Here is a 23,467-nt window from a genome sequence, read left to right as displayed (position 1 = left end):
TGCCGGTAATCGTCGCGGCGTTATCCCCCTCTGACCTGCCGGGTATCTTGCCCTCAAGGGGGGAGATGCCCGGCAGGCCAGAGGGGGTTAGACCCGACCACCGCCGCCAACAACTGATCGACGCAGGCGTCGAAATACTTGAAGCACCAACCCTCGAGAACCTCCTTCACATTCTCGCTGAACGCGGCATGTCGGAACTTCTGGTCGAAGGCGGCGCTTTTGCCGCAAAATCGTTCCTTGAAGCCGATCTCGTGGACCGTATCATGCTGTTTGAAAGCCCGGTCGTGGTTGGTGAAGGCGGGATTGAAACGCCGCTCAGCCGTGCCGATATTCCGGGCGATTATGTTTTGGTCAGCGAAACCGCCTACGGGCCGGATCGCTGCTTCGATTATGAAAGGCCGCTTTGATGTTTACCGGAATTGTCACCGATGTTGGAACCGTGTCCGAGCTTGAAGCTCTGGCGGAAGGCATTCGTCTGCGGGTGGCGACCAATTACGATCCCAAGACCATCGATATGGGCGCATCGATCTCCCATGGCGGCGTCTGCCTGACGGTGACCAAACTGCCCGAAGACGGCAGTAACGAGCGCTGGTACGAGGTCGAAGCCTGGGAAGAGGCATTGCGCCTGACGACGATTGCGGGCTGGCAGAAGGGCACGCACGTCAATCTGGAGCGCGCCCTGAAGATTGGCGACGAGCTTGGCGGTCACATCGTTTCCGGCCATGTCGATGGCAAGGCGGAGATTCTGTCGGTCGAGCCGGAAGGCGAGGCGGTCCGTATCCGCCTGCGCGCGCCCGACCATCTGGCGAAATTCGTGGCGCCCAAGGGTTCCATTGCACTCGATGGCACTTCTCTGACCGTCAATGCGGTCGACGGAACGGATTTCGACGTGCTCCTGATCCGCCATACGCTCACAGTCACCACATGGGGTGAGCGCCAACCGGGTGATTTCGTCAATTTCGAAGTCGACACCATGGCGCGATATGCCGCAAGGCTTGCGGAGTTCCCCTCGGCTTAACAAAACGTTCGGCATTTATTTGGCTGAAATACACTCTCGGCCTTGAGCCGGTATCCGACCAGCCCAAATCCTTGGGCTGAAAAGACTCTTGCCGTCGCGCAGACGCGCGTTGACTGGATTCCCTCTCAAGGCCGGAATGCCGGATAGACTTTACAGTCCTCCGCCATCGCGACAGATCAGTTGTTGTCCCGCACTCCGCTTTCGATTGACGCGCAAACACTATAAAGACGTCTTTAGGCCCAAACGGGGTAGGGGGATTACGACATGCCGTCTTTCGAACTGCTGACAGCCTTTTTCATCACCACCGCCCTGTTTGCCTATATTCCCGGCCCGGCCATGCTTTATGCGGCGGCGCAGACCATGGCGCGCGGCCGGTTTGCCGGGCTGATGGCGGTGCTTGGCATCCATGTCGGCTGCTATTTCCATATCGTCGCCTCTGCGGCGGGGCTTTCGGTGCTGTTCCAGGCGGTGCCGTGGCTTTATCTGGCCGTGAAGCTGTGTGGCGCGCTGTATCTCATCTGGCTCGGCTTCTCGATGCTGCGCAGCAAGATTGAAGGTGAGGCCGTCAATCTGACCATCGAACAGAAATCGGCAAGGCGCGCCTTCATCGACAGCATCATCGTCGACGTGCTCAATCCGAAGACGGCGCTGTTCTTTCTGGCGTTTTTGCCGCAATTCGTTGATCCGGCGGCGGCCTTTCCGATCTGGCTGCAATTGCTGATCCTCGGTATTGCCGTCAATTTCATTTTTTCCTCCGCCGATCTGGTTGGCGTGCTTCTGGCGGGCGCGATGGTCGGGCGGCTCAAGCGCTCCAGCAGGGTGCAGGTGCTTGCTCGTCGCACTGCCGGAACGGTGCTGATGGGGCTTGGCGTGCATCTGGCTTTCCAGAAAACCTGATTTTCGTAAGCCGCGCCGGATAAGGCGAAAACCTGCGCAATTGTCTGGTAAACGGGGCCTCTTGCGCGGGTGACACATGAAATTACTTGCCAAAAACGGCCAGCCGTGGTTTGACCGCCGCAAAAGCCGGTATGATCCGGCCCGAACCTTTTCAGGAAAATCCCATGTCCAAACCCCATCTTCTTATCGTGGAAGCACGCTTTTACGACGATATGGCAGACGCTCTTCTCGAAGGCGCGAAGTTCGCGCTGGATGAGGCTGGCGCAACCTATGACGTCATCACCGTTCCCGGCGCGCTTGAAATCCCCGCTGCCATTGCCATGGCGCTGGATGGCGGCGACAATGAAGGAACTGAATATGATGGTTTCGTAGCGCTCGGCATGGTCATTCGTGGCGAGACCTACCACTTCGACATCGTTTCCAACGAATCCTCCCGCGCCCTGATGGATCTCGCCGTCAGCGAATCGCTGGCCATCGGCAACGGCATCCTCACAGTCGAAAACGACGATCAGGCATGGGCACGTGTTCGCCGTTCTGACAAGGATAAGGGCGGTTTTGCGGCCCGCGCGGCGCTGACGATGATCGAGCTCAAGAAAAAACTGGGTGGCTGAACGCATGTCGGATGTTGAAAATGGCGGCGAACCGCGCCAGCCTTCGGTAAAGCCGGCCAACCAGCGTGGCGCTGCGCGCCTCGCGGCCGTGCAGGCACTTTATCAGATGGATGTCGGCGGCACCGGCGTGATGGAAGTCGTGGCGGAATACGAGGCACATCGTCTCGGTCAGGAAGTCGATGGCGATACCTATCTGAAGGCTGATCCTTCCTGGTTCCGTTCCATCGTGTCCGGCGTCGTCCGCGATCAGACGAAGATCGACCCACTGGTGCGCTCCGCACTTCTGGAAGACTGGCCGCTGTCGCGTCTTGATGCCACCGTTCGCGCTATCCTGCGTGCCGGCGCTTTCGAGATTCTGGAGCGCAAGGACGTGCCGGTCGCCGTCATCGTTACGGAATATGTCGAAATCGCCCGTGCTTTCTTCGAGCACGACGAGCCGAAGCTGGTGAACGCGGTTCTGGACCGCATTGCCAAGCAGGTACGCGGCGAGGCAAAACGCTAAGATACGTTAGGTGAGGAAGATATGAGCGCCGTTTCCGTCCCCGGACTTGAAGTTCAACTGGACGAGGCGAAGCGCAACGTCTTCCTCCTGACCGCCGCACAGGCGATCATGGGCTCGGCAGCACCTATGAGCTTCTCGGTTGGCGCGCTTGCCGGTTACCAGTTGCTCGGGGCTGACAAGTCGCTGGCAACGGCGCCGCTTACCGGTTTCAACATCGGCGTGGCGCTGGGCGCCATCTGCGTTGCCGCAGCATCGCGTTTTCTCGGCCGCAAGGCGGGTTTCATGGTCGGCGCGCTGATGTGCTCCATCGGCGGCGGCATTGCTGCCGTGGCACTCTTCCGCTCCGACTTCTGGCTATTTGCGATCGGCCTGCTGCTGATTGGCATTTCCGGCGGCTTCACGCAGAAAATCCGCTTCGCTGCTGCCGACGCATCCCCCTCTTTCTACAAGCCGAAAGCCATTTCCTGGATATTGGCGGGTGGCATCGTCTCGGCGATCATCGGGCCGCAGCTTGCCATTTTCGGCAAGGATGTCTTCGCACCGGTCACCTTCGCCGGTGCTTTCATCGCGCTGGTGCCGCTCGGCATCATCGCGATTGCCATTCTGGCATTCCTGAAATTGCCGGACCCGAAGGCCGCCTCTATCCACGCGCAGGCGGCACGGCCTTTGCCGGAAATCGTGCGCACGCACCGGTTTGTCACCGGCATGGTCTGCGGCATCGGTTCCTATGCGTTGATGACGTTCATGATGACCGGCGCGCCGCTCGCCATGGTGGTCGGCTGCGGGTTTCCCACCGAACTTGCGACGCTCGGCATCCAGTGGCACGTTCTCGCCATGTTCGGCCCAAGTTTCTTCACCGGTATGTTGATTGCGCGATTCGGCGCGGAAAAAATCGTTGCAGCCGGTCTCGTCGTGCTGATGGCCTGCGCCATCGTCGCCCATATGGGCATCGAATTGTGGAACTTCTGGGCGGCGCTCATTCTCCTCGGTCTCGGCTGGAACTTCGGCTTCATCGGCGCTACCGCCATCATCACCTCCAGCTACCGCCCGCATGAGGCCGACAAGGTACAGGGCTTTCACGATATCGTGCTGTTCGGCACGGTAGCGCTGTCGTCCTTCTCTTCCGGCAAGGTGTTTACAGCCTGGGGCTGGTCGGTCATGAACCTCGTTATCTGGCCGGTTGCGGGCCTATGCCTCGTGCTGGTGGCGTCGCTGTTGCTGACCCCGCGCAGAAACGCCGCGTAAGATCGCCTTCGATCTCTACCCCTTTCATGTTTCAGGCAAATTTGTGGGCTTGACGCCACGCCTTTCGCCAACGCAATCTTGCCGCGCAGGTCATTTTTCCTTGGGAGGGGAAGAATGGCCACGACAGGACAGGCCGCGCATTTGATCGCCCCTGTCCTTGCACATGGTTCGCCACGCCGGGGAGGGAGTGAGACCCGGCCTTTTGGGAGGTAAGTGCGCATGACCGTAATACCCATAGTGATTTTATGTGGGGTCCTGTCCGTGGTTTACGCGGCATGGACGACCAGGAGCGTTCTCGCTGCCGATCAGGGCAACGAGCGTATGCGTGAAATAGCAGGTTTTATCCGTGAAGGTGCGCAGGCTTATCTCACCCGTCAATATCTCACCATCGCCATCGTCGGATTGATCGTCGCCGTTCTCGCCTGGTATCTGCTGTCGGCTCTCGCGGCCATCGGGTTCATCATCGGCGCCGTGCTTTCGGGTGCTGCCGGTTTCATCGGCATGCATGTCTCCGTCCGTGCCAATCTGCGCACCGCACAAGCCGCATCCCACAGCCTTGCCGCCGGTCTCGACATCGCGTTCAAATCAGGCGCCATCACGGGCATGCTGGTGGCTGGCCTCGCGCTGCTTGGCGTATCCATCTATTATTTCATCCTCACCTCGGTGCTCGGCCATGCGCCCGGATCGCGTGAGGTGATTGACGCTCTGGTGTCGCTCGGTTTCGGCGCTTCGCTTATCTCCATCTTCGCCCGTCTCGGCGGTGGCATCTTCACCAAGGGTGCAGATGTCGGCGGCGATCTCGTCGGCAAGGTCGAAGCAGGCATTCCCGAGGACGACCCCCGCAACCCGGCAACCATCGCCGACAATGTCGGCGACAATGTCGGCGATTGCGCCGGCATGGCGGCCGACCTTTTCGAGACCTATGCCGTCTCGGTGGTGGCAACCATGGTGCTTGCGGCGATCTTCTTTGCCGGAACGCCGATACTGGAAAGCGCGATGGTCTATCCGCTGGCCATTTGCGGCGCCTGCATCCTGACCTCGATTGCCGGCACCTTCTTCGTCAAGCTCGGCACCAACAACTCCATCATGGGCGCTCTCTATAAAGGGCTGATTGCCACCGGCGTCTTCTCGATTGCGGGTCTTGCCGTGGCAACTTACGCGACCGTGGGCTGGGGTACCATCGGCACGGTGGCCGGAATGGAGATTACCGGCACAAACCTCTTCCTGTGCGGGCTGGTCGGCCTTGTGGTAACAGCGCTTATCGTCGTCATCACCGAATATTATACCGGCACCAACAAACGCCCGGTCAATTCCATTGCGCAAGCTTCGGTCACGGGCCACGGCACCAACGTCATCCAGGGTCTTGCAGTCTCGCTGGAATCGACGGCACTGCCGGCGCTTGTCATCGTTGGCGGCATCATCGGCACCTACCAGCTCGGTGGCCTGTTCGGCACGGGCATCGCGGTCACCGCCATGCTTGGTCTGGCGGGCATGATCGTGGCGCTCGACGCCTTCGGTCCGGTGACTGACAATGCCGGCGGCATTGCCGAAATGGCCGGTCTCGACCCGGATGTACGTAAGGCGACCGACGCGCTGGATGCCGTCGGCAACACCACCAAGGCCGTGACCAAGGGTTACGCCATCGGTTCTGCCGGTCTCGGCGCGCTGGTGCTGTTTGCCGCCTATTCCAACGACCTGTCCTATTTCGCTGCCAATGGCGATACCTATCCTTACTTCAAGGATATCGGCGAAATATCCTTCAGCCTTGCCAATCCTTACGTCGTTGCCGGTCTGCTGTTCGGCGGCCTCATTCCGTATCTCTTTGGCGGTATCGCCATGACGGCGGTGGGCAAGGCGGCAAGCTCGATCGTCGAGGAAGTTCGCCGCCAGTTCCGCGAAAAGCCTGGCATCATGGCAGGGACGGAAAAACCGGACTACGGCAAGGCGGTCGATCTTTTGACCAAGGCGGCGATCAAAGAAATGATCATTCCGTCGCTGTTGCCGGTTCTGGCGCCGCTCGTCGTTTATTTCGGCGTGCTGCTTATCTCAGGTTCCAAGGCCTCTGCCTTTGCCGCACTCGGTGCATCGCTGCTTGGCGTCATCATCAACGGCCTGTTCGTGGCGATTTCCATGACCTCCGGTGGTGGTGCGTGGGATAACGCCAAGAAAAGCTTCGAGGACGGCTTCATCGACAAGGACGGCGTGCGCCACGTCAAGGGTTCGGACGCCCACAAGGCGTCGGTTACGGGCGATACGGTGGGCGATCCCTACAAGGATACCGCCGGTCCGGCCGTCAACCCGGCTATCAAGATCACCAATATCGTGGCGCTGCTGCTATTGGCGGTTCTTGCCCACTGAAGGCTGAGGTTTCGACGAATGAAAAAGGCCCGGGGAGCGATCCCCGGGCCTTTGAATTTCCGTTCCGTCTTCCGATCAGGGGGTGTTGCCGCCCTGGCCGAGAATGCTCTTTGCGATATTGGCGCCCGAGGTGCCGCCGGACAGCAGCTGCTGCAGGAAGGTGAGATCCTTGCCGCCTGTCGGGGTGGTACGCGAAATCGTGTCGAAGACCTTGCCGTCCTGCAGCGCGTAATTGGCCTTACGCTCGATTACGCCGTCCTTGTTGAAATAGATCGCGAGAATGTTCTGTTCGACCAACGTCGGCTTCATGAAAGCGGCGCGGCGCACACGCTTCTGCGAGATGTAATAGAAAACCTCGTTGCCGAACGTCGCCGTGGTGGAGGGCGTGCCCATGGTCAGCAGAACCTGCTCGCGGCTGGAACCTTCCGGTATCAGCTGAAGCGACTGCTCGTCCATGACGTAGCCGTTGTGGAACACATCGGTGGTGCTGGTGCAGGCGGAAAGCAGGGTGGACGCGACGACGATTGCGATGGCGGTCTTGCCCAGAATTTTGCCGTGACTTGCGGATTTCTGCTTGCTCAACTGCTTTTCCCCGACTGCGATCATGAATGGCACCTTCCGGCATTGCGTGGTGCACAGTGTCTGTGCACATGATTGTGTCAATCCGGGGACGGAAAATCCCGATCACCCCCCAAATTCAACGCTTTCACGGCCTTTGGAAACTCTTCCGGTCTCTTAGACTGTTTCAGCCGAAAGACGAACGTGACCGCGACAGCATTGCAATTCGTGGATGCTTCGGTAAACCAGCTTTGGCGATCATGCAACAAGTGCGATAGGCGGGTGAGCGAATTCACCAGCCCCGTTCGGAAAAAAACGATGATATTCGGGCTGTTCAGACAGAAAAACAACAACCGCGCCATAGTAGACCGGCAATATGCGATCCTGACGGCTGCGGCCCGCACGCCCGCTTTTTATCTTGATCTCGGCGTTCCAGACACGGTGATGGGCCGCTTCGAGATGCTGTCGATCATCATGATTCTCTATTTCCGCCGCACCAAATCCTCCGGTGTAAGCGGGCAGGAAATCGCGCAGGAGATCGTCGACGCCTTTTTTCAGGATATCGACCATTCCATCCGTGAGCTCGGCATTGGCGACCAGGGCGTGCCGAAGCGCATGAAGAAATTTGCCGGCATGTTCTACGGGAGGCTCGAATCCTATGCGGCGGCGCTGGATGCATCCGACCCCGTTGCCCTTGCCGCAGCGCTCCGGCGCAATATATACCCCCAGACAGATGAGAAAGCACCGGAACTGGACGGGCTTGCGGGCTGGATGATGGAGGCGTCTTCCAACCTTTCCGCAGGCTCCGAAGAAACGATAGCAACCGGAAGCCTGAAGCTGCCTTTGCCTGGACTATGAGGTTTACGATGAACGCGCGACACGCCGCAAATGACGATCTGCCTTTTTCCTACCCCGTAAAGGTAGGCCATATTTCCGCCAATCCGGTGAGGATTGGTCTCGAAGCCAATGCCGAGGAACTGAAGGCGCTGGCGAAATTCTGGGATGTGGTTTCCGTCGAATATCTGAAGGCGGAACTGCAGGTTACCCGCTGGAAGAGGGATGGCGTGAAGATCAAGGGCGAGGTGCATGCGGCCGTGACCCAGTCCTGCGTCGTGACGCTGGAGCCGGTTTCCAGCAAGATCGACGAGAGCGTCGAGCATATTTTCGTGCCGGAAGGATCGAAGCTGGCGCGGATGGTCACCAATGAGGAAGGGGAGATCGTACTTGATCCCAATGGCCCTGACATTCCCGACCAGTTCACCGGCGACAGCATTGATGTTGGCGCGACTGTTGCGGAATTCGCAGCCCTTGCGATCGATCCCTATCCGCGCAAATCGGATATCGAATTTACCGATACGACCGAAAATGAGCCTGAAGAAGAAAAGCGTCCGTCGCCTTTCGCCGTGTTGAAAGACTGGAAAAAAGACTGAATGCGCCGCCGGGCTGAAATAATTTTATTGTAACACAGGCCGGAACAGGTATTTTCGCGCAAAATCCGCTTGAGTGGCGGCAAAAAGGATAAGGGACGAGTGATCAGAATAGCGATTGACGTCATGGGTGGCGATTTCGGCCCTGATGTTGCCATACCCGGTGCCGCCAAGGCGCTTGAACGGCACAACGATGTGACTTTTCTGCTCTACGGGCAGAAAAGCAAGTGCGACCCCATTCTGGCACAGTATCCCGCACTTCGGGAAAAGTCGGTCTTTCACGATTGTGAAATCTCGGTCGCCATGGACGAAAAGCCAAGTCAGGCGCTTCGTCGTGGCCGCTATGTCTCCAGCATGTGGCGCGCCATCGAGGCCGTGAAGCTCGGGGAAGCGGACGTCGTCGTATCCGCCGGCAATACCGGCGCGCTGATGGCCATGGCCAAATTCTGTTTGCGCACCATGGCGCGGGTGGAACGCCCGGCCATCGCCGGCATATGGCCGACGCTGAAAGGCGAAAGCATCGTGCTCGATGTTGGCGCGACGATTGGCGCCGACTCCCAGCAATTGCTCGATTTTGCCCTGATGGGCGGCGCCATGGCGCGTGCGCTTTTCGATATCGACCGTCCGACCGTCGGTTTGCTGAATGTCGGCGTCGAGGAGGTGAAGGGTCAGGAAGAGGTCCGTGAAGCCGGACGGCTGATCCGCGAGGCCGATCTAGGCACCATCGATTACCGCGGTTTCGTCGAGGGTGACGACATTGGCAAGGGCACGGTGGATGTGGTGGTGACCGAAGGTTTCACCGGCAACATTGCGCTCAAAGCCGCCGAAGGCACGGCGCGCCAGATCACCACGCTTCTGCGTGAGGCGATCTCCCGCAGCTTCTTTGCCAAGATCGGTTATATTCTCGCGAAAAGCGCTTTCGATGTGCTGCGAGAAAAAATGGACCCGCGCAAGGTCAATGGTGGCGTGTTTCTCGGCCTGAACGGCATTGTCATCAAAAGCCATGGCGGCACGGATGCCATCGGTTTTGCCTCCGCGGTCGATGTCGGCTACGACATGGTCCATAACGGTCTTACGGCAAAAATTGAAAACGATCTGAAGATTTACCACGCAAGACGGCTTCCGCCCCCGGCGCCCGAAGCTCTCGTGGCTGACGAGGAATAAGGGAATGATCCGCTCTATCGTACGTGGTTTCGGGGCAGCGCTTCCGAAGCGTGTCATGACCAATAGTGAAATCGAAGGGGTCGTAGAGACTTCCGATGAATGGATCGTGCAGCGCACGGGCATTCGTCAGCGCTACATAGCGGGAGAAGGCGAGACCACCGCTTCGCTCGGCGAGGCTGCGGCGCGTGCGGCGCTCGACAATGCCGGCCTGACGCCCGATGACATCGACCTCATCATTCTGGCAACCTCGACACCGGACAATACATTTCCGGCAACGGCGGTAAACATCCAGAACCGTCTCGGCATGACCCACGGTTTCGCCTTCGACATGCAGGCCGTCTGCTCCGGCTTCGTCTATGCCGTGGCCACCGCCGATCTTTACATTCGCGGCGGCATGGCCAAGCGCGTGCTGGTGATCGGCGCCGAAACATTCTCGCGCATTCTCGACTGGAAGGACCGCACCACCTGCGTTCTGTTCGGTGATGGTGCAGGCGCGCTCGTGATCGAGGCAGGCGAAGGCGAAGGTACTTCCAGCGATCGTGGCATCCTCACCTCGCAGCTGCGCTCCGACGGTTCGCACAAGGACAAGCTTTACGTCGATGGTGGACCTTCCACGACCGGCACGGTCGGCCATCTGCGCATGGAAGGCCGGGAAGTGTTCAAGCACGCTGTCGGCATGATCACCGACGTCATCGAACAGGCTTTCGAGGCGACAGGCACGACGGCTGATGATCTCGACTGGCTCGTTCCGCATCAGGCCAACAAGCGCATCATCGACGGATCGGCAAAAAAGCTCAATATCGATCCGGAAAAAGTCGTCATCACCGTCGATAAGCACGGCAATACCTCGGCCGCATCCATTCCGCTGGCGCTTGCCGTTGCGGCCAGTGACGGACGCATCAAGAAAGGCGATCTGGTCATGCTGGAAGCCATGGGCGGCGGTTTCACCTGGGGCGCAGTGCTACTGCGCTGGTAACGGCAAATTTTAGCGTTTACCGGGGCGCTGGCACAAAATCGGTTGTGATTTTTGCGGCAGTACCCCGTTCAAACGCGCTGAAGCGACCCCCGCGTGCGGCAAAACCGCGTCAGTCGCTCTAAGCCATTGCACTGATTGCCGAAAGCCTCAAATGAATCTGGAACAATCCCTTGACCGGTCGCCACAAGGGAAATAATCTCGGCGGCTCCTAGAGAAAAATTCAGACACGGTTTGTGGGGAAAAATGGCCGGGAAGACAGTGACACGCGCAGATCTTGCAGAATCTGTGTTTCGTAAAGTCGGGCTGTCCCGCACCGAATCCGCCGAACTGGTCGAAACGATCATCGACGAGATTTGTAATGCGATCACGCGCGGCGAGGTCGTCAAGCTCTCGTCCTTCGCGACATTTCAGATCAGGGAAAAGAACGAGCGTATCGGCCGCAACCCGAAAACGGGTGAGGAAGTTCCGATTTCGCCACGCCGCGTCATGACCTTCAAGGCGTCAAACGTGCTGAAACAGCGAATCCTGAAGGCACATACGGCTCGCAAGACCAAGCAAAAGGGTCAGAAAGCCGGGGCGTAAGCCGGCTGTAACACGGGTTTTTTGCCGCATGGCAAGCCTTTATCCCCATTCTTCTTGTGAACATGCTTGAATTTCGACGTGCAAGCCGTTGAAATCTGGTCGACTCACATCATAATCAATTTTAGATAAATGGTATCTTGCCGCCACGGGCATCGGTGCGAGGATCGGGTTCGATTTTTCGCAAGACATGATGCACGGTATCGGCTGGTGAAAAGCGTTCTTGTTCAGTGTCCGGCTGGGTGCATGGCGCTCAAGGTCCGGATGGGAGTGGAAGTTTGGACAAAAGCCCCGACGCGTTTCGGACGATCAGTGAAGTGGCGGATGAGCTGAACCTGCCGCAGCACGTGCTGCGTTTCTGGGAAACGCGCTTTCCGCAGATCAAGCCGATGAAACGGGGCGGGGGCCGCCGTTATTACCGCCCTGATGATATCGATCTCCTCAAGGGCATTCGTCATCTTCTTTATGACCACGGCTACACCATCAAAGGTGTGCAGAAACTTCTGAAAACCAACGGAAACCGTTTCGTGGCGGCAATCGCGTCGGGCGATCTTGCTACCATGGAAGCCATCATGGCAGCGAGCGGCGAAAAGGAAGTTGCCGAACCGCGCGTGCTGGATCCGGACGGAGACGAGGTCGTCGGCCGCCCGAAAGCCAAGCCGAGCGGCCGATTTTTCGGCTTCGGTGGCGGTAACAGCGATACCGAGATATCGGTCGGCAAATCTGGCATCGGCAAGGATGACCAAGCGCTGTTGCAGGAGGCGCTGTTCGATCTTCTCGAATGCAAGCGGCTGCTTGATCAGGTTCGCTGATCGTTTTTCCACAACTCTGTTCGAGCATTTTCAGGAAAAGCGATGGCGCTCTGGAATGCCAACCTTTCAGAAACTCTCTTGACCGATAATGCGGCTCCGTAAAAAGGAGTCTGATCGTGAGCAATCGAAAACCGACAACGCGACGCCGTACGGCGAAGAAATCGGCCGGCGGCAGCGTTTGGCCCTGGGTGCTGATGCTGGGCGTCGTGGCTGGTGGCATTCAGGCTTACGAACATCGCGACAGTCTTATGCCGCAGCGGCATGTCGCGAAGGCAACATCGACCACGACAAATTCCCCCAAGATCGCCGTAGCCGCCAAACGCGAGACGGCTGCACCGGAGAAGGTGGCGGCAATCCGCCCCGCATCGCCGGTTTCACCGATCAATGGTCCGGTGCCGCCACGCTCGATTGCCATGCCGCCTGCGGCACAGCAGAGCCAGGTTGCCGCTATCCTGCCGGAAACACGCCCTTCGGTCGAAAAAGTCTCGCTGGGAGAAAAAAGCGGCGCCTTTGCCTTTTGTGGTCGCTCAGGTCTCACCAATTGCGTGGCCGATGGCAATACCTTCTGGATGAAGGGCGTGAAAATGCAGCTCGCCGGCATCGAGGTCCCGCAGATCGACCGGGCGCGATGCATGGAAGAGCGTCAGCGCGGTTTCATTGCCAAGGTGCGGTTGCGGGATATGCTGAATGCCGGCGCATTCGATGTGGCGTCGTCGGCAACAGCCGGCGGGCAAGCCATGGAACGCAAACGGATTTCACGTTCGGGCGTATCCTTTGCCGATCAACTCGTGCGGGAAGGCCTGGCTCATCCGGTCTCGGCAAAAAATCAGTCCTGGTGTGGCTAAGGCCCGGTTGACCGAAACGGTGCGGCCTGTGTAGATGTGGCGCTGTCGGTGCTTGGGGTCAGGGTCTCGTTCGATCCTGCGCCTGAGGAATGACAAAGCAATTTTGTGGCACCGGGGCCTGTTGGCACGCGGTGCGACAATGCGGACGTGGCGAAATCGGTAGACGCAGCAGACTTAAAATCTGCCGACCATTGGTCTTGCGGGTTCAAGTCCCGCCGTCCGCACCATTTCCATCTCCAATTAAAAGATTTCTCTGCCGTTTTCCTGCGACATGCGGGCATTCAGGATGGATTCTGCGCCAGGATAGTCGATATCCGGGCAATCGATTGCATCATGACGGATGAGTCAGCCTAAAAAATGGGCTTGTTCACGCTCGCGGCATTTCTCCGTGAAAATCATCCAAAAGAGCCTATTGACCTTGCCACGATGGGAAGCCCTATCTTTTTTTTGTAAAGAGAAAAAGAGGTCATGCGCATGTCACAAATCCAGATACAGGCGAACCATTCGATAGCCATCGAGGGAATGACATGTGCCTCCTGCGTCGGTCGTGTCGAGAAGGCTATTGCCAAGGTGCCGGGGGTCGTCAAGGCTTCGGTCAATCTTGCGACGGAGCGCGCCGATATTGCTTTTTCAGGAGCGCCCAACGTTTCGGCTGTTGTCGATGCCGTGCGAAATGCAGGCTATAGCGTCGACGAGAAAACCATCGAACTCGATATCGAGGGCATGACTTGCGCGTCCTGCGTCGGCCGTGTCGAAAAGGCGCTGAAGGCCGTTTCCGGTGTCTCCGACGCGAGTGTCAATCTCGCAACGGAGCGCGCCACCGTGCGGGTCGCCGGCAATGCCGTCTCTGCCGCCAGGCTGGCCGAAGCAATCAGCCAAGCCGGTTACAAGGCAAACGAGATCGTCGCCGACAAGGCCAAGGGTGACGAGCCGGACCGGCGCGAAGCCGAATTGCGCGGTTTGAAAATCAGCCTGGCCACCGCTGTTGCCCTGACGCTGCCGGTCTTCATTCTGGAGATGGGCTCGCATCTGGTGCCCGCCATCCATGATTTCGTGATGGAAACCGTCGGCATGCGGGAAAGCTGGTATCTGCAATTCGCGCTGACCACGCTTGTCCTCTTCGGGCCGGGCCTGCGGTTCTTCAAAAAAGGCATCCCCGCACTTCTGCGGCTGGCGCCGGATATGAATTCGCTGGTGGTGCTGGGCACTTCCGCCGCCTGGGGGTTCTCGGTCGTCGCCACCTTCGTGCCCGAAATCCTGCCGAGAGGCACGGCCAATGTCTATTATGAGGCGGCAGCGGTGATCGTCACGCTTATCCTGCTCGGCCGTTTCCTCGAGGCGCGCGCCAAGGGCCGCACCAGCGAGGCGATAAAGCGGCTCGTCGGCCTGCAGGCCAAGTCGGCCCGTGTGATGCGCAATGGTGAAACCATCGATGTGCCGCTTCAGGATGTTGCGACTGGCGATGTCATCGTCGTCCGTCCCGGCGAGAAAGTGCCAGTCGATGGTCTGGTGCTTGATGGTTCTTCCTATGTCGACGAATCGATGATTACAGGCGAACCGGTGCCGGTGACCAAGACGGCTGGGTCCGAAGTCGTGGGCGGTACGGTCAACAGAAACGGCTCCTTCACGTTCCGCGCCACGAAGGTCGGCGCCGACACGCTGATCGCGCAGATCATCCGCATGGTCGAGGAAGCGCAGGCCGACAAGCTGCCGATACAGGCGCTGGTGGACAAGGTGACCAACTGGTTCGTGCCTGCAGTCATGCTCGCTGCACTCGCCACCTTCATCGTCTGGTTCATTCTCGGGCCGGACCCCGCCTTGACCTTTGCGCTGGTTAACGCCGTCGCTGTCCTCATCATCGCTTGCCCCTGCGCCATGGGCCTTGCCACCCCGACCTCGATCATGGTCGGAACCGGCCGTGCAGCCGAAATGGGCGTGCTGTTCCGGCGCGGCGATGCTCTCCAGACTTTGCGTGATGCCGATGTCATCGCCGTCGACAAGACCGGCACGCTGACGCTCGGCAAGCCGACACTGGTGCATTTTACCACGACCGAAGGCTTCGATCAGGATGAGGTGTTGCGCCTTGTCGCCTCGCTTGAAAGCCGTTCCGAACATCCCATAGCCGAAGCGATCGTCGAGGCGGCGAAACATGGTGGCCTGACGCTTGCCGACGCGGCCGGCTTTGAGGCGACCCCCGGTTTCGGCGTTGCGGCAACGGTTGACGGCCGCAAGGTCGAGGCGGGCGCCGACCGCTTCATGGTGAAGCTCGGTTACGACATTGCGAAGTTCGCCGACGATGCCGACCGGCTGGGCAGGGAAGGGCAGTCGCCGCTTTATGCCGCTGTCGATGGCCGGCTGGCCGCCATCATCGCTGTTGCCGATCCGATCAAGCCGACGACGGCGGAGGCGATCGCAGCGCTGCATGCGCTTGGTCTCAAGGTCACGATGATAACAGGCGATAACCGCCGCACGGCCGAAGCCATTGCCCGCCGTCTTGGTATCGACGAAGTGGTGGCGGAAGTACTGCCTGACGGCAAGGTCGAGGCCGTTAAAAGACTTGCGGCCGATGGCCGGCGGGTGGCCTTCGTCGGTGATGGCATCAACGATGCGCCGGCCCTTGCGGCGGCCGATGTCGGTCTCGCAATCGGCACGGGTACGGATGTCGCCATAGAAAGCGCCGATGTGGTGTTGATGTCTGGCGATTTGCGCGGTGTCGCGAATGCCATTGCGTTGTCCAAGGCGACGATCCGCAACATCCGCCAGAACCTGTTCTGGGCCTTTGCCTATAATGCCGCACTCGTTCCCGTGGCGGCCGGAATATTGTATCCTGCCAACGGTGTTCTGCTGTCGCCTGTCCTTGCTGCCGGAGCCATGGCGCTTTCCAGCGTGTTTGTCTTGACCAACGCGCTGCGTCTCAAAAGCTTCCGCCCGCCGCTGCTGGACAGATCGTCCGGCATGCAACTCGCAGCGGCAGAATAGGGGGCGGATGTGATGACGCCTGGAAACACAGTCTATTTGCCACGTATCGGACGCAGCATTGTGGCAGCGCAGGGCGAGACCGTCCTTCAGGCCGCCCTTGCCGCCGGAATTTCCTATCCGCACGGCTGTCGCATGGGCCGGTGCGGGGCGTGCAAATCGCACCTCGTCTCAGGCGAGATCGACCTTCTCAAGCATACGCCTTTTTCGTTGACAGAAGAGGAAAAGGCGGAAGGACTGACACTCGCGTGCCGCGCCGTGCCGTTGAGCGACGTGACAATCGGCTGGCTCGACGGCGAGGATGAGTTTGCCGATATTCCGGCCGGCCGCTTTGATGGCGTCATCGCGGAAGCGGTGGATGCGACGCATGATATCAAGCTCATTCGCATCAGGCTCGACGATCGCGAACTGTTTACCTTCAAGGCCGGCCAATATGTGCGCCTGCTTTATCCGGACTGTTCGCCGCGTGACTATTCCATTGCCAGCCGCATCGATGAGGACCTGATCGAATTCCATATCCGGCATGTCCCCGGCGGCGTCACGAGTGGCCATATTTTCGCGAACGCCAAGGCGGGTGACCCTGTCGTGCTGGTCGGTCCCTTCGGGGCTTCGTATTTGCGGGAAAAGCATTGCGGACCGATCCTCGGCATTGCCGGCGGTTCGGGGCTGGCGCCGGTGAAGGCGGTGGTAGAGGCAGCGCTTGCCACTGATCGGACCACGGGCCGGCAACGCCCGATCCATGTCTATTTCGGCGCCCGCGCCGAGCGTGACCTCTATATGGTCGACCGTTTCGAAGAACTTGCCGTAAGCCACAGCAATCTGAGCTTTGTTCCGGTTCTCTCGAATGAAGAACATGCGCAGATGCGGCGCGGTTATGTCGGTTCCGCCGTGGCGAACGACTTCGACGATCTCGATGGCTGGAAAGCCTATCTGGCCGGACCGCCGGCGATGATCGAGGCAACGGTGCCGCAGCTCCTGGCAAGGGGCATCCGCACCGCCGACATTCATGCAGACGTGTTTTTCACCCCGGAAAGATAGGAGCAGGATCGATGAACATTGGTACAGCCGCCACCGCATCCGGTGTTTCCGCAAAGATGATCCGCCACTACGAGACGATCGGGCTGATCAAATCCGCTAACCGCACGGAATCCGGTTATCGGGTCTATACGACCAACGATCTGGAGACGCTGCGTTTCATCCGCCGCGGCCGCGACCTCGGTTTCTCGATCGAAAAGATCAGGCAGCTCATGACCCTGTGGCGCGATCCCGGCGGTGCATCCTGCGACGTCAAGCGCATCGTCATGGAACATGTCGTAGATCTCGAGGCCAAGATGCATGCTCTTCGGGAGATGGCCGACACGCTGCGAAATATCGCGACCTATTGCCCTGACAATGGTGAACCGGATTGCCCGATCATTCAGGATCTTGCCCAGTCTGAAGACCCCGATTTTACGCCGGTGGCGATCCTTCCCAAGCGTTCCGGCATGCTGAAGGGCACGTCCGGTGTGGTGACGGATTTGCCGCGCCTCATGAAATAAACCGCATTTCCCCGGCGGGGACCGATCATCAATTGCAGTGCAATGGCCATTTGCGGCGAAGGAGAACAGGCAATGTGGATACAGATAATACAACGCTTCCTTATTCTGTGCCTTATGCTGATGATCGTCTCCGTCATCGCGTTTCTTTTGCCCTACATGGCCGGTGGCGATCCTGCTCGCACCATTCTGTTTTCGCGTATGCGCGATACGGCGCTCGATCCGCATGCAGTCGAGGCCCTTCGGTTAAGCCTCGGGCTCGACCGGCCGCTTTACGTCCAATATTTCGCATGGCTGTCGGGAGCGCTGCGCGGTGATCTGGGCTTTTCCTTCACCAGCAGCCAGCCCGTGGCGGGTGAGCTTTTGCGCTCTCTCGGCGTGTCCGTGACATTGGCACTGACGGCGCTGGCGATTGCGGTCGCCGTCGCCTTGCCGCTCGGCACGTTGGCGGCGATGCGTCCGGGTGGCCGGCTGGACAATTTCGCAACGCTGATGATCCAGACCTTCGTTGCCACGCCGGAATACTGGTTTGCGCCGATGTCGGCGCTCGTCTTTGCGCTTTATCTCGGCTGGTTGCCGTCCGCGGGCTGGGATAGCTGGCGCTCGCTGGTGCTTCCCGCTTTGACGTTGACGCTGCGCCCACTGGCCTATTTCACGCAGGTGACGCGCGCCGCCATGGCTGAGGTTCTGCGCGCGCCTTACATCACGGCGGCCCGCAGCCGCGGTCTCGGCATGCATGGCACGGTCATGCGCCACGGTATTCGCAACGGTTCGCTTCCGATCGTCACCTTCTTTGCCCTGTGGCTTGCGGGCCTGCTTGGCGGATCGGTGGTCGTGGAGGTGATATTCGCCATCCCCGGAATGGGCCGGCTTCTTTACGACGCCGTGGTCAATCGGGACATCCCCATGCTGCAGGGCGGTTTCATCTGCATCGTCGCCCTTTCCATCCTGATCAATACCCTGGCCGATGGCCTCTATGTCCTGATCAATCCAGCAATGCGAGGTCAACATGACCATTAGTCACTTCCCAAGCGCGCCGGTAGCCGCCATGCCAATGACCTTGCCCAAGCGCCCGTCGACACTTTTCCGGTTCACGGATTTCATCCGCCGGCGGCACTGGACGTTCTACGCGGGTTCGGCGATTTTTCTCGTCATCATCGTGCTGCTCGTCATCGCGCCGTGGATTTCGCCCTATAATCCCGCGCAGCAAAGCCTTCGCCTGCGGTTGAATGCGCCAAGCGCCGCCTACTGGCTGGGCACTGACCATCTCGGGCGTGATGTCTTGAGCCGGTTGCTTATCGGCGGACGCTTCACGGTCACGATTGCCGCCATCACCGTCATTCTGTCGGTCGCCATCGGAACATTCATCGGCATCATCAGCGGTCGCAGCCGCGGCGTTCTCGATGAAGTCCTGATGCGGGTGGTGGATCTGCTCATCGCCATCCCTGACGTGGTGATCGCCATTTTCCTCGTCGCCATCTTCGGCCCGGGATATGGAACATTGATCGCGTCGCTGACGATCGTCGGTTGGACACCTTTTGCGCGACTGGCACGCGGGCTGACGCTTTCGATCAATTCCCGAGAATATATGCGCGCCGCCGAGGTGCTTGGATGCACACGCCGCTTCATTATTTTCCGGCATGTCATTCCCAACACGATCTGGCCGATCGCAGCCGTTGCCTTCCTGCGCTTCGGCCACAAGCTGATCACGGTGGGCGGACTGTCGTTTCTCGGCCTCGGCGTGCAGCCGCCTGCCGCAGACTGGGCGCTGATGTTGGCCGATGCGCAGGCCTATGCGGAACGTATGCCCATTCTCGTGATCGCACCGGGTCTGGCGATTTTCCTGTCGGCGTTGAGCGTGACATGGATCGGCCACGGCCTGAACATGGATACCAGGAAACCGAACGGCCATTGACGCCTGCGGTTAGAGCAATGACCGGCGCCCGCGCCGATCAAACATACACAGGGCACGATAGCCCCAAGGAGAGTATTATCGTCTGAAGCCGCTTGAAAATACGCCCATGCCTCCGATGCAATAATAATAAGGGGAACTCTTATGAATATCGAAGGACACACGCATGCCAATACGGCCATCGCCCCGGAACGGACACCGCTTCTGGAAATCGAGGATCTGCACGTTTCGGTGCCGTCTGCAAATGGCCGCAAGTTTGTTATCTCCGGTCTGACGCTCTCCGTCGATGCCGGAGAGGTCGTTGCACTGGTCGGCGAATCCGGATCCGGCAAGAGCATGACGGCTCTGTCGCTGATGCGGCTGTTGCCGCACGGCGCGGAAATCAACTCCGGCCGCATTTCCTTTGCCGGGCGCGACATTCTCGCTCTCTCGCCCTCCGAGCTTGATGCGTTGCGCGGCGCCGATATCGGAATGCTTTTTCAGCAACCGCAGGCCATGCTCGATCCGACCAGCCGGGTCAGGACGCAGGTCGCAGAGCCACTGTGGGTCCACCGCAAGATGAGCCGGCATGCGGCACTGGGCCGGGTTGTCGGCATGCTCTCGGATGTCGGAATTCCCGATCCGTCGGCGCGGGCGCAATGCTTCGCACATGAACTCTCCGGCGGCATGGCGCAGCGCGTCATGATTGCTGCGGCACTCTCCGGCAATCCGCAACTGCTGATCGCCGATGAACCGACGACGGCACTCGATGTCACCGTCCAGGCGCAAATATTGCGCCTGCTCGACGATGAGCGTCGGAAGCGGCGGCTTGCCACGCTGCTCATCACCCATGACCTCTCGGTCGTTGCCGCTTTCGCGGACCGGATTGCGGTGATGTATGCTGGGCGCATTGTCGAGGAGGGGCCGACGCAGGCAATCCTCAAGGCGCCGCAACATCCCTATACTAAGGCGCTCATCAGCTGCTCGCTTCTGACGACCGACAGCGAGGGGCAGCTGCTGACGATCCCCGGCTCCAGCTCGCAGGCCCATGACATGTCCTGCGGTTGCCGTTTCCATCCCCGCTGCGCGCTTGCACAGTCGGCCGGCATGGGCGGCCGTTGCATGGCAACGGAGCCGGATTTGAATGCCTTGCCGGAAGGTCGCAAGGCGCGGTGCTGGGCGGTCGACGACGACCATGCCGGCAGCCATGCCAGTCACACAGTCTGCTGAAGGAGGGTTGCGATGCTATCGACAGTGAAAACACCGAACCAGCCTCAGGCGGATGGCAAGATCAAGCCCTATGTGGTCGCAAACAACCTGTGCAAATATTATCCGATATCGGGTTTCGGCAATCGCGTGGTCAAATCCGTGGACGATGTTTCCCTCACGATCGGCGAGGGCGAGGTTCTTGGTCTCGTTGGCGAATCCGGCTGCGGCAAAAGCACTGTCGCCGGGCTGATAACGCGGTTGACCAACGCGACGAAAGGCGAGGTCAGCATCGGAGACCACGATATTCTGCACATGCAGGGCGAGACGCTGCGGCGCATGCGCCGTGTCGTGCAACTGGTGTTCCAGGATCCCTATTCCGCGCTCGATCCGCGCATGCGAATAGGGCAAAGCATGGAAGCGCCGCTTGCCCAGCACGGCATCGGCACGCGCGAAGAACGCATCGCGCGCGTGTTCAAGATGCTGGAGGAGGTCGGCCTCGATGCCTCCTATTATGACCGTTATCCGAGCCAGTGCTCCGGCGGGCAGTTGCAACGCGTGGTCATAGGCCGCGCGCTTCTTCTCAATCCAAGCTTCCTTGTGTGCGACGAACCGACATCGGCGCTCGATGCCTCCATGCGCACGCAGATCCTGAACCTGCTGATGGACATGAAGCGTCGTCATGGTTTGACGGTGCTGATGATTTCCCATGACCTGCGCGTGGTGCGTTATCTCTGCGACCGTATCGCGGTTATGTATCTCGGGCGGATCGTTGAAATCGCCGACCGGGATGAGCTTTTCCGGGCGCCTAAGCATCCCTATACGAAGGCTCTTATTGCCTCGTCTATGCTGGATGAAACCGGACTATATGCACCGGAAATGCTTCTGGATGGTGATTTGCCAAGCCCGCTCAATCCTCCAAGTGGCTGCAAGTTTCACACCCGCTGCAAATATGCGACGCAGATTTGCAGCGAACAGGAACCGCTTCTGGAAGACGTCGCCGGGGAGCATTTCGCTCGTTGCCATCACTGGCGCGAATGGGGCTGAGGAGCAGCGCAGTTACAGTCTTCTGGTTCTGTAAAAACAGATGAATTGTGCGTTTGTGAATTAATATCGGAATTAAATTCCGAGTATAAAAACATAAAATGAATGATATTCAAGCGGATGTTCGTGGAGAGTCCGAAGGATATTCTTATGTCTTGCGAGATTTATTTGATGACAATCTTAAATCTCCAGAGACGATTCGATTTTGAGCATTGTCATCAAAAATAAAAGGGGAATATTCAATGATAAAGCACGTACTTTTGGCGACAAGCGCCATTGTGGTTTCGTTTTCAGTTCAAACGGCCAAGGCCGATACGATTACCTATGACGACAATTTCGGTGTCAAGACCGGTTGGCAAATGGCGTCGGACGACGCCTATCTCGGCTCACGCGCGGGTTGTTTCGAAAGCTTCGTGCGGGTCGGCTACGACATGAAACTGGAGGCCAGTCTTGCCGAAAGCTGGAAGCAGACGGACCCTAAGGTCTGGGAATTCAAGCTGCGCAAGGGTGTGAAGTTCCAGAATGGCGAGCCGCTCAATGCCGCAACCGCAGTCAATGCGCTGACCAATCTTCTGAAGGCGCCGGTTCCAGCCCGCGCCTTCTCGCCGAAGTTGATTGCTTCTGTCGAAGCGAGCGGCGACGACAGCGTGAAGATAACCACCATCGAACCATCGGTGATGCTGCCGGCGCAAATGGCGAGCCCTGCCACGTCAATCCTTGCCCCCGCCGCTTATAAGGACGGGAAAGTCGATCCGGTCGGGACCTGCACCGGGCCTTTCAAGATCACGGAGGTCGACCCCAGCCAGTATATGCTTCTTTCCGCCAACCACGATTATTGGGGCGGCATGCCGAAGCTTTCCGGAGGCCGCGTCAACTTCGTTCCCGATGCCGACACCCGCGCCACCCAGGTCCGAACCGGCGAAGCGCAGATTTCGCGCCTTGTGCCACCATGGACGGTCAAGACCATCGAATCCACCGACGGCGTCAAGGTCGCGCCAATTCCTTCGCCGCGCATTACGGAACTCCTGCTGAACAACGCGAAGGCGCCTTTCAATAATGTGAAAGTGCGTCAGGCGATTCAGGCTGCCATCGACACCACCGGTATCGCCGACAGCATTTATGAAGGCGCGGTAAAGGGTGCTACCCTGCCTTTCGCAGCGGGAGAGCCATGGGCCGCGAAGGAAGTCGAGCCCGCCTATAATGTCGAGAAAGCAAAGGCTCTGCTGAAAGAGGCAGGCGTAGCGCCAGGCAGTCTGAAGATCGCGCTCCTCGCCTATACGGCAAAAACGGAACTGAAGGATGTCGCGGCCATTATCCAGGCCCAGTTGCAGGAAATCGGCATCAAGGTTGATGTTCGCGTCGCCGATTACAGTGCAATCGAGCCAGATCTGCTGTCCGGTAATTTCGACATGGCGCTCCTGTCCCGCGGTTATGCCACAGATGTTGCCGAACCGGCCGGCTTCCTAAATGCCGACTATACCTGCGGCGGCAGCTACAATATCTCGCATTATTGCAACGAAGACACCGACAAGCTGATCAAATCGGCCTATGCGACGGCCGAACCTGCCAAGCGGTATGCAATTTACGGCGAGGCGGCAAAGAAGCTGTATGAGGAGGCCGTCACCGTCTTCCTGATCCATGAGACCGTATTCGACGCCTATTCGGAGAAGCTTGCAAACTACAAGCCCCATCCCATCAACTACTTCGTCATGACCAAGGATCTGGCAACGAAGTAAGGCGTGCGACATTGCCGATGAAGCCCAGCCCGGCTCGCAAGAGCCGGGTTTTTCGTGTGCACAGAGACGATTGATGCCGGCGTTTGA

23 protein-coding genes and 1 tRNA gene are annotated in these 23,467 nt (G+C 59.0%); 23 read left to right on the top strand and 1 reads right to left on the bottom strand.

What is annotated here, in order from left to right; all coding sequences use genetic code 11:
• The 7 genes from T18_RS27495 to T18_RS03590 form a co-directional block, all read left to right on the top strand.
• Nucleotides 1-407 (top strand): RibD family protein (locus T18_RS27495; protein ID WP_323455179.1); only part of this gene is annotated, 407 nt, incomplete at its 5' end.
• Nucleotides 407-1,018 carry a riboflavin synthase gene (locus T18_RS03615; protein ID WP_003512512.1) on the top strand — a complete coding sequence of 204 codons (612 nt, stop codon included), beginning with the start codon at nucleotides 407-409 and terminating at the stop codon, nucleotides 1,016-1,018. The genes T18_RS27495 and T18_RS03615, both read left to right, overlap by 1 nt.
• Before the next feature lie 264 nt (nucleotides 1,019-1,282).
• Nucleotides 1,283-1,915 carry a LysE family translocator gene (locus T18_RS03610; protein ID WP_038490635.1) on the top strand — a complete coding sequence of 211 codons (633 nt, stop codon included), beginning with the start codon at nucleotides 1,283-1,285 and terminating at the stop codon, nucleotides 1,913-1,915.
• 164 nt (nucleotides 1,916-2,079) lie between these two features.
• A complete protein-coding gene (ribH, locus tag T18_RS03605) occupies nucleotides 2,080-2,526 on the top strand; it encodes a 6,7-dimethyl-8-ribityllumazine synthase (protein ID WP_025593086.1) in 447 nt (148 codons plus the stop codon).
• 4 nt (nucleotides 2,527-2,530) lie between these two features.
• Entirely contained in the window at nucleotides 2,531-3,028 is a 498-nt protein-coding gene (gene nusB / locus T18_RS03600; RefSeq protein WP_013635887.1) for a transcription antitermination factor NusB, read from the top strand.
• Between the two features lie 21 nt (nucleotides 3,029-3,049).
• On the top strand, nucleotides 3,050-4,273 hold the full coding sequence (locus T18_RS03595) for an MFS transporter (RefSeq protein WP_038490638.1): 1,224 nt from the start codon (nucleotides 3,050-3,052) through the stop codon (nucleotides 4,271-4,273).
• A 219-nt stretch (nucleotides 4,274-4,492) separates the two neighbouring features.
• Entirely contained in the window at nucleotides 4,493-6,631 is a 2,139-nt protein-coding gene (locus T18_RS03590; protein ID WP_013635889.1) for a sodium-translocating pyrophosphatase, read from the top strand.
• 75 nt (nucleotides 6,632-6,706) lie between these two features.
• Here T18_RS03590 and T18_RS03585 read toward each other — a convergent pair whose 3' ends face one another.
• Nucleotides 6,707-7,237 carry an outer membrane protein assembly factor BamE gene (locus tag T18_RS03585; protein ID WP_003512524.1) on the bottom strand — a complete coding sequence of 177 codons (531 nt, stop codon included), beginning with the start codon at nucleotides 7,235-7,237 and terminating at the stop codon, nucleotides 6,707-6,709.
• Between the two features lie 270 nt (nucleotides 7,238-7,507).
• On the opposite strand from T18_RS03585, the gene T18_RS03580 reads away from it, so the two are divergent.
• The 16 genes from T18_RS03580 (at nucleotide 7,508) to T18_RS03505 (ending at nucleotide 23,380) form a co-directional block, all read left to right on the top strand.
• A complete protein-coding gene (locus T18_RS03580) occupies nucleotides 7,508-8,047 on the top strand; it encodes a ubiquinol-cytochrome C chaperone family protein (RefSeq protein ID WP_003512525.1) in 540 nt (179 codons plus the stop codon).
• An 8-nt stretch (nucleotides 8,048-8,055) separates the two neighbouring features.
• Nucleotides 8,056-8,619, top strand: a complete 564-nt coding sequence (locus T18_RS03575) for a YceD family protein (RefSeq protein WP_003512527.1) — start codon at nucleotides 8,056-8,058, stop codon at nucleotides 8,617-8,619.
• Between the two features lie 99 nt (nucleotides 8,620-8,718).
• Nucleotides 8,719-9,780, top strand: a complete 1,062-nt coding sequence (plsX, locus tag T18_RS03570) for a phosphate acyltransferase PlsX (RefSeq protein ID WP_003512528.1) — start codon at nucleotides 8,719-8,721, stop codon at nucleotides 9,778-9,780.
• 4 nt (nucleotides 9,781-9,784) lie between these two features.
• Nucleotides 9,785-10,756 (top strand): beta-ketoacyl-ACP synthase III, encoded by a 972-nt coding sequence (locus T18_RS03565; RefSeq protein ID WP_003512529.1) that lies wholly within the window; start codon nucleotides 9,785-9,787, stop codon nucleotides 10,754-10,756.
• A gap of 243 nt (nucleotides 10,757-10,999) precedes the next feature.
• Nucleotides 11,000-11,338 carry an integration host factor subunit alpha gene (locus T18_RS03560; RefSeq protein WP_003512530.1) on the top strand — a complete coding sequence of 113 codons (339 nt, stop codon included), beginning with the start codon at nucleotides 11,000-11,002 and terminating at the stop codon, nucleotides 11,336-11,338.
• 275 nt (nucleotides 11,339-11,613) lie between these two features.
• Entirely contained in the window at nucleotides 11,614-12,147 is a 534-nt protein-coding gene (locus T18_RS03555) for a MerR family transcriptional regulator (RefSeq protein ID WP_003512531.1), read from the top strand.
• A gap of 116 nt (nucleotides 12,148-12,263) precedes the next feature.
• Nucleotides 12,264-12,992: a hypothetical protein gene (locus T18_RS03550; protein ID WP_013635890.1), complete on the top strand. Its 729-nt coding sequence runs from the start codon at nucleotides 12,264-12,266 to the stop codon at nucleotides 12,990-12,992.
• A gap of 141 nt (nucleotides 12,993-13,133) precedes the next feature.
• Nucleotides 13,134-13,219 (top strand) — tRNA-Leu (locus T18_RS03545).
• 247 nt (nucleotides 13,220-13,466) lie between these two features.
• Nucleotides 13,467-15,971, top strand: coding sequence for a heavy metal translocating P-type ATPase (locus T18_RS03540; RefSeq protein ID WP_038492772.1), 2,505 nt, complete (start codon nucleotides 13,467-13,469; stop codon nucleotides 15,969-15,971).
• A 12-nt stretch (nucleotides 15,972-15,983) separates the two neighbouring features.
• Entirely contained in the window at nucleotides 15,984-17,006 is a 1,023-nt protein-coding gene (locus T18_RS03535) for a 2Fe-2S iron-sulfur cluster-binding protein (RefSeq protein ID WP_038490643.1), read from the top strand.
• An 11-nt stretch (nucleotides 17,007-17,017) separates the two neighbouring features.
• Complete coding sequence (gene cueR / locus T18_RS03530) at nucleotides 17,018-17,506, top strand: Cu(I)-responsive transcriptional regulator (protein ID WP_013635893.1); 489 nt, start codon at nucleotides 17,018-17,020, stop codon at nucleotides 17,504-17,506.
• Nucleotides 17,507-17,578: 72 nt separating this feature from the next.
• Nucleotides 17,579-18,523, top strand: coding sequence for an ABC transporter permease (locus tag T18_RS03525; RefSeq protein WP_003512536.1), 945 nt, complete (start codon nucleotides 17,579-17,581; stop codon nucleotides 18,521-18,523).
• Entirely contained in the window at nucleotides 18,513-19,418 is a 906-nt protein-coding gene (locus tag T18_RS03520; RefSeq protein ID WP_046205511.1) for an ABC transporter permease, read from the top strand. The genes T18_RS03525 and T18_RS03520 overlap by 11 nt, the downstream gene beginning before the upstream one ends.
• Nucleotides 19,419-19,559: 141 nt before the next feature.
• Nucleotides 19,560-20,624, top strand: a complete 1,065-nt coding sequence (locus tag T18_RS03515; protein WP_003512538.1) for an ABC transporter ATP-binding protein — start codon at nucleotides 19,560-19,562, stop codon at nucleotides 20,622-20,624.
• 12 nt (nucleotides 20,625-20,636) lie between these two features.
• The gene (locus T18_RS03510; RefSeq protein WP_038490650.1) at nucleotides 20,637-21,647 is read left to right on the top strand and encodes an ABC transporter ATP-binding protein; all 1,011 of its coding nucleotides are present in this window, start codon (nucleotides 20,637-20,639) and stop codon (nucleotides 21,645-21,647) included.
• Nucleotides 21,648-21,886: 239 nt separating this feature from the next.
• Nucleotides 21,887-23,380, top strand: a complete 1,494-nt coding sequence (locus tag T18_RS03505) for an ABC transporter substrate-binding protein (protein ID WP_038490653.1) — start codon at nucleotides 21,887-21,889, stop codon at nucleotides 23,378-23,380.
• Nucleotides 23,381-23,467 lie beyond the last annotated feature (87 nt).

The organism is Rhizobium sp. TBD182 (genome assembly GCF_001950375.1).
GTDB classification, from domain to species: domain Bacteria; phylum Pseudomonadota; class Alphaproteobacteria; order Rhizobiales; family Rhizobiaceae; genus Agrobacterium; species Agrobacterium tumefaciens.
Note: the sequence above shows the minus strand (reverse complement) of the source record. Positions and strands in the feature narration are given on the sequence as shown.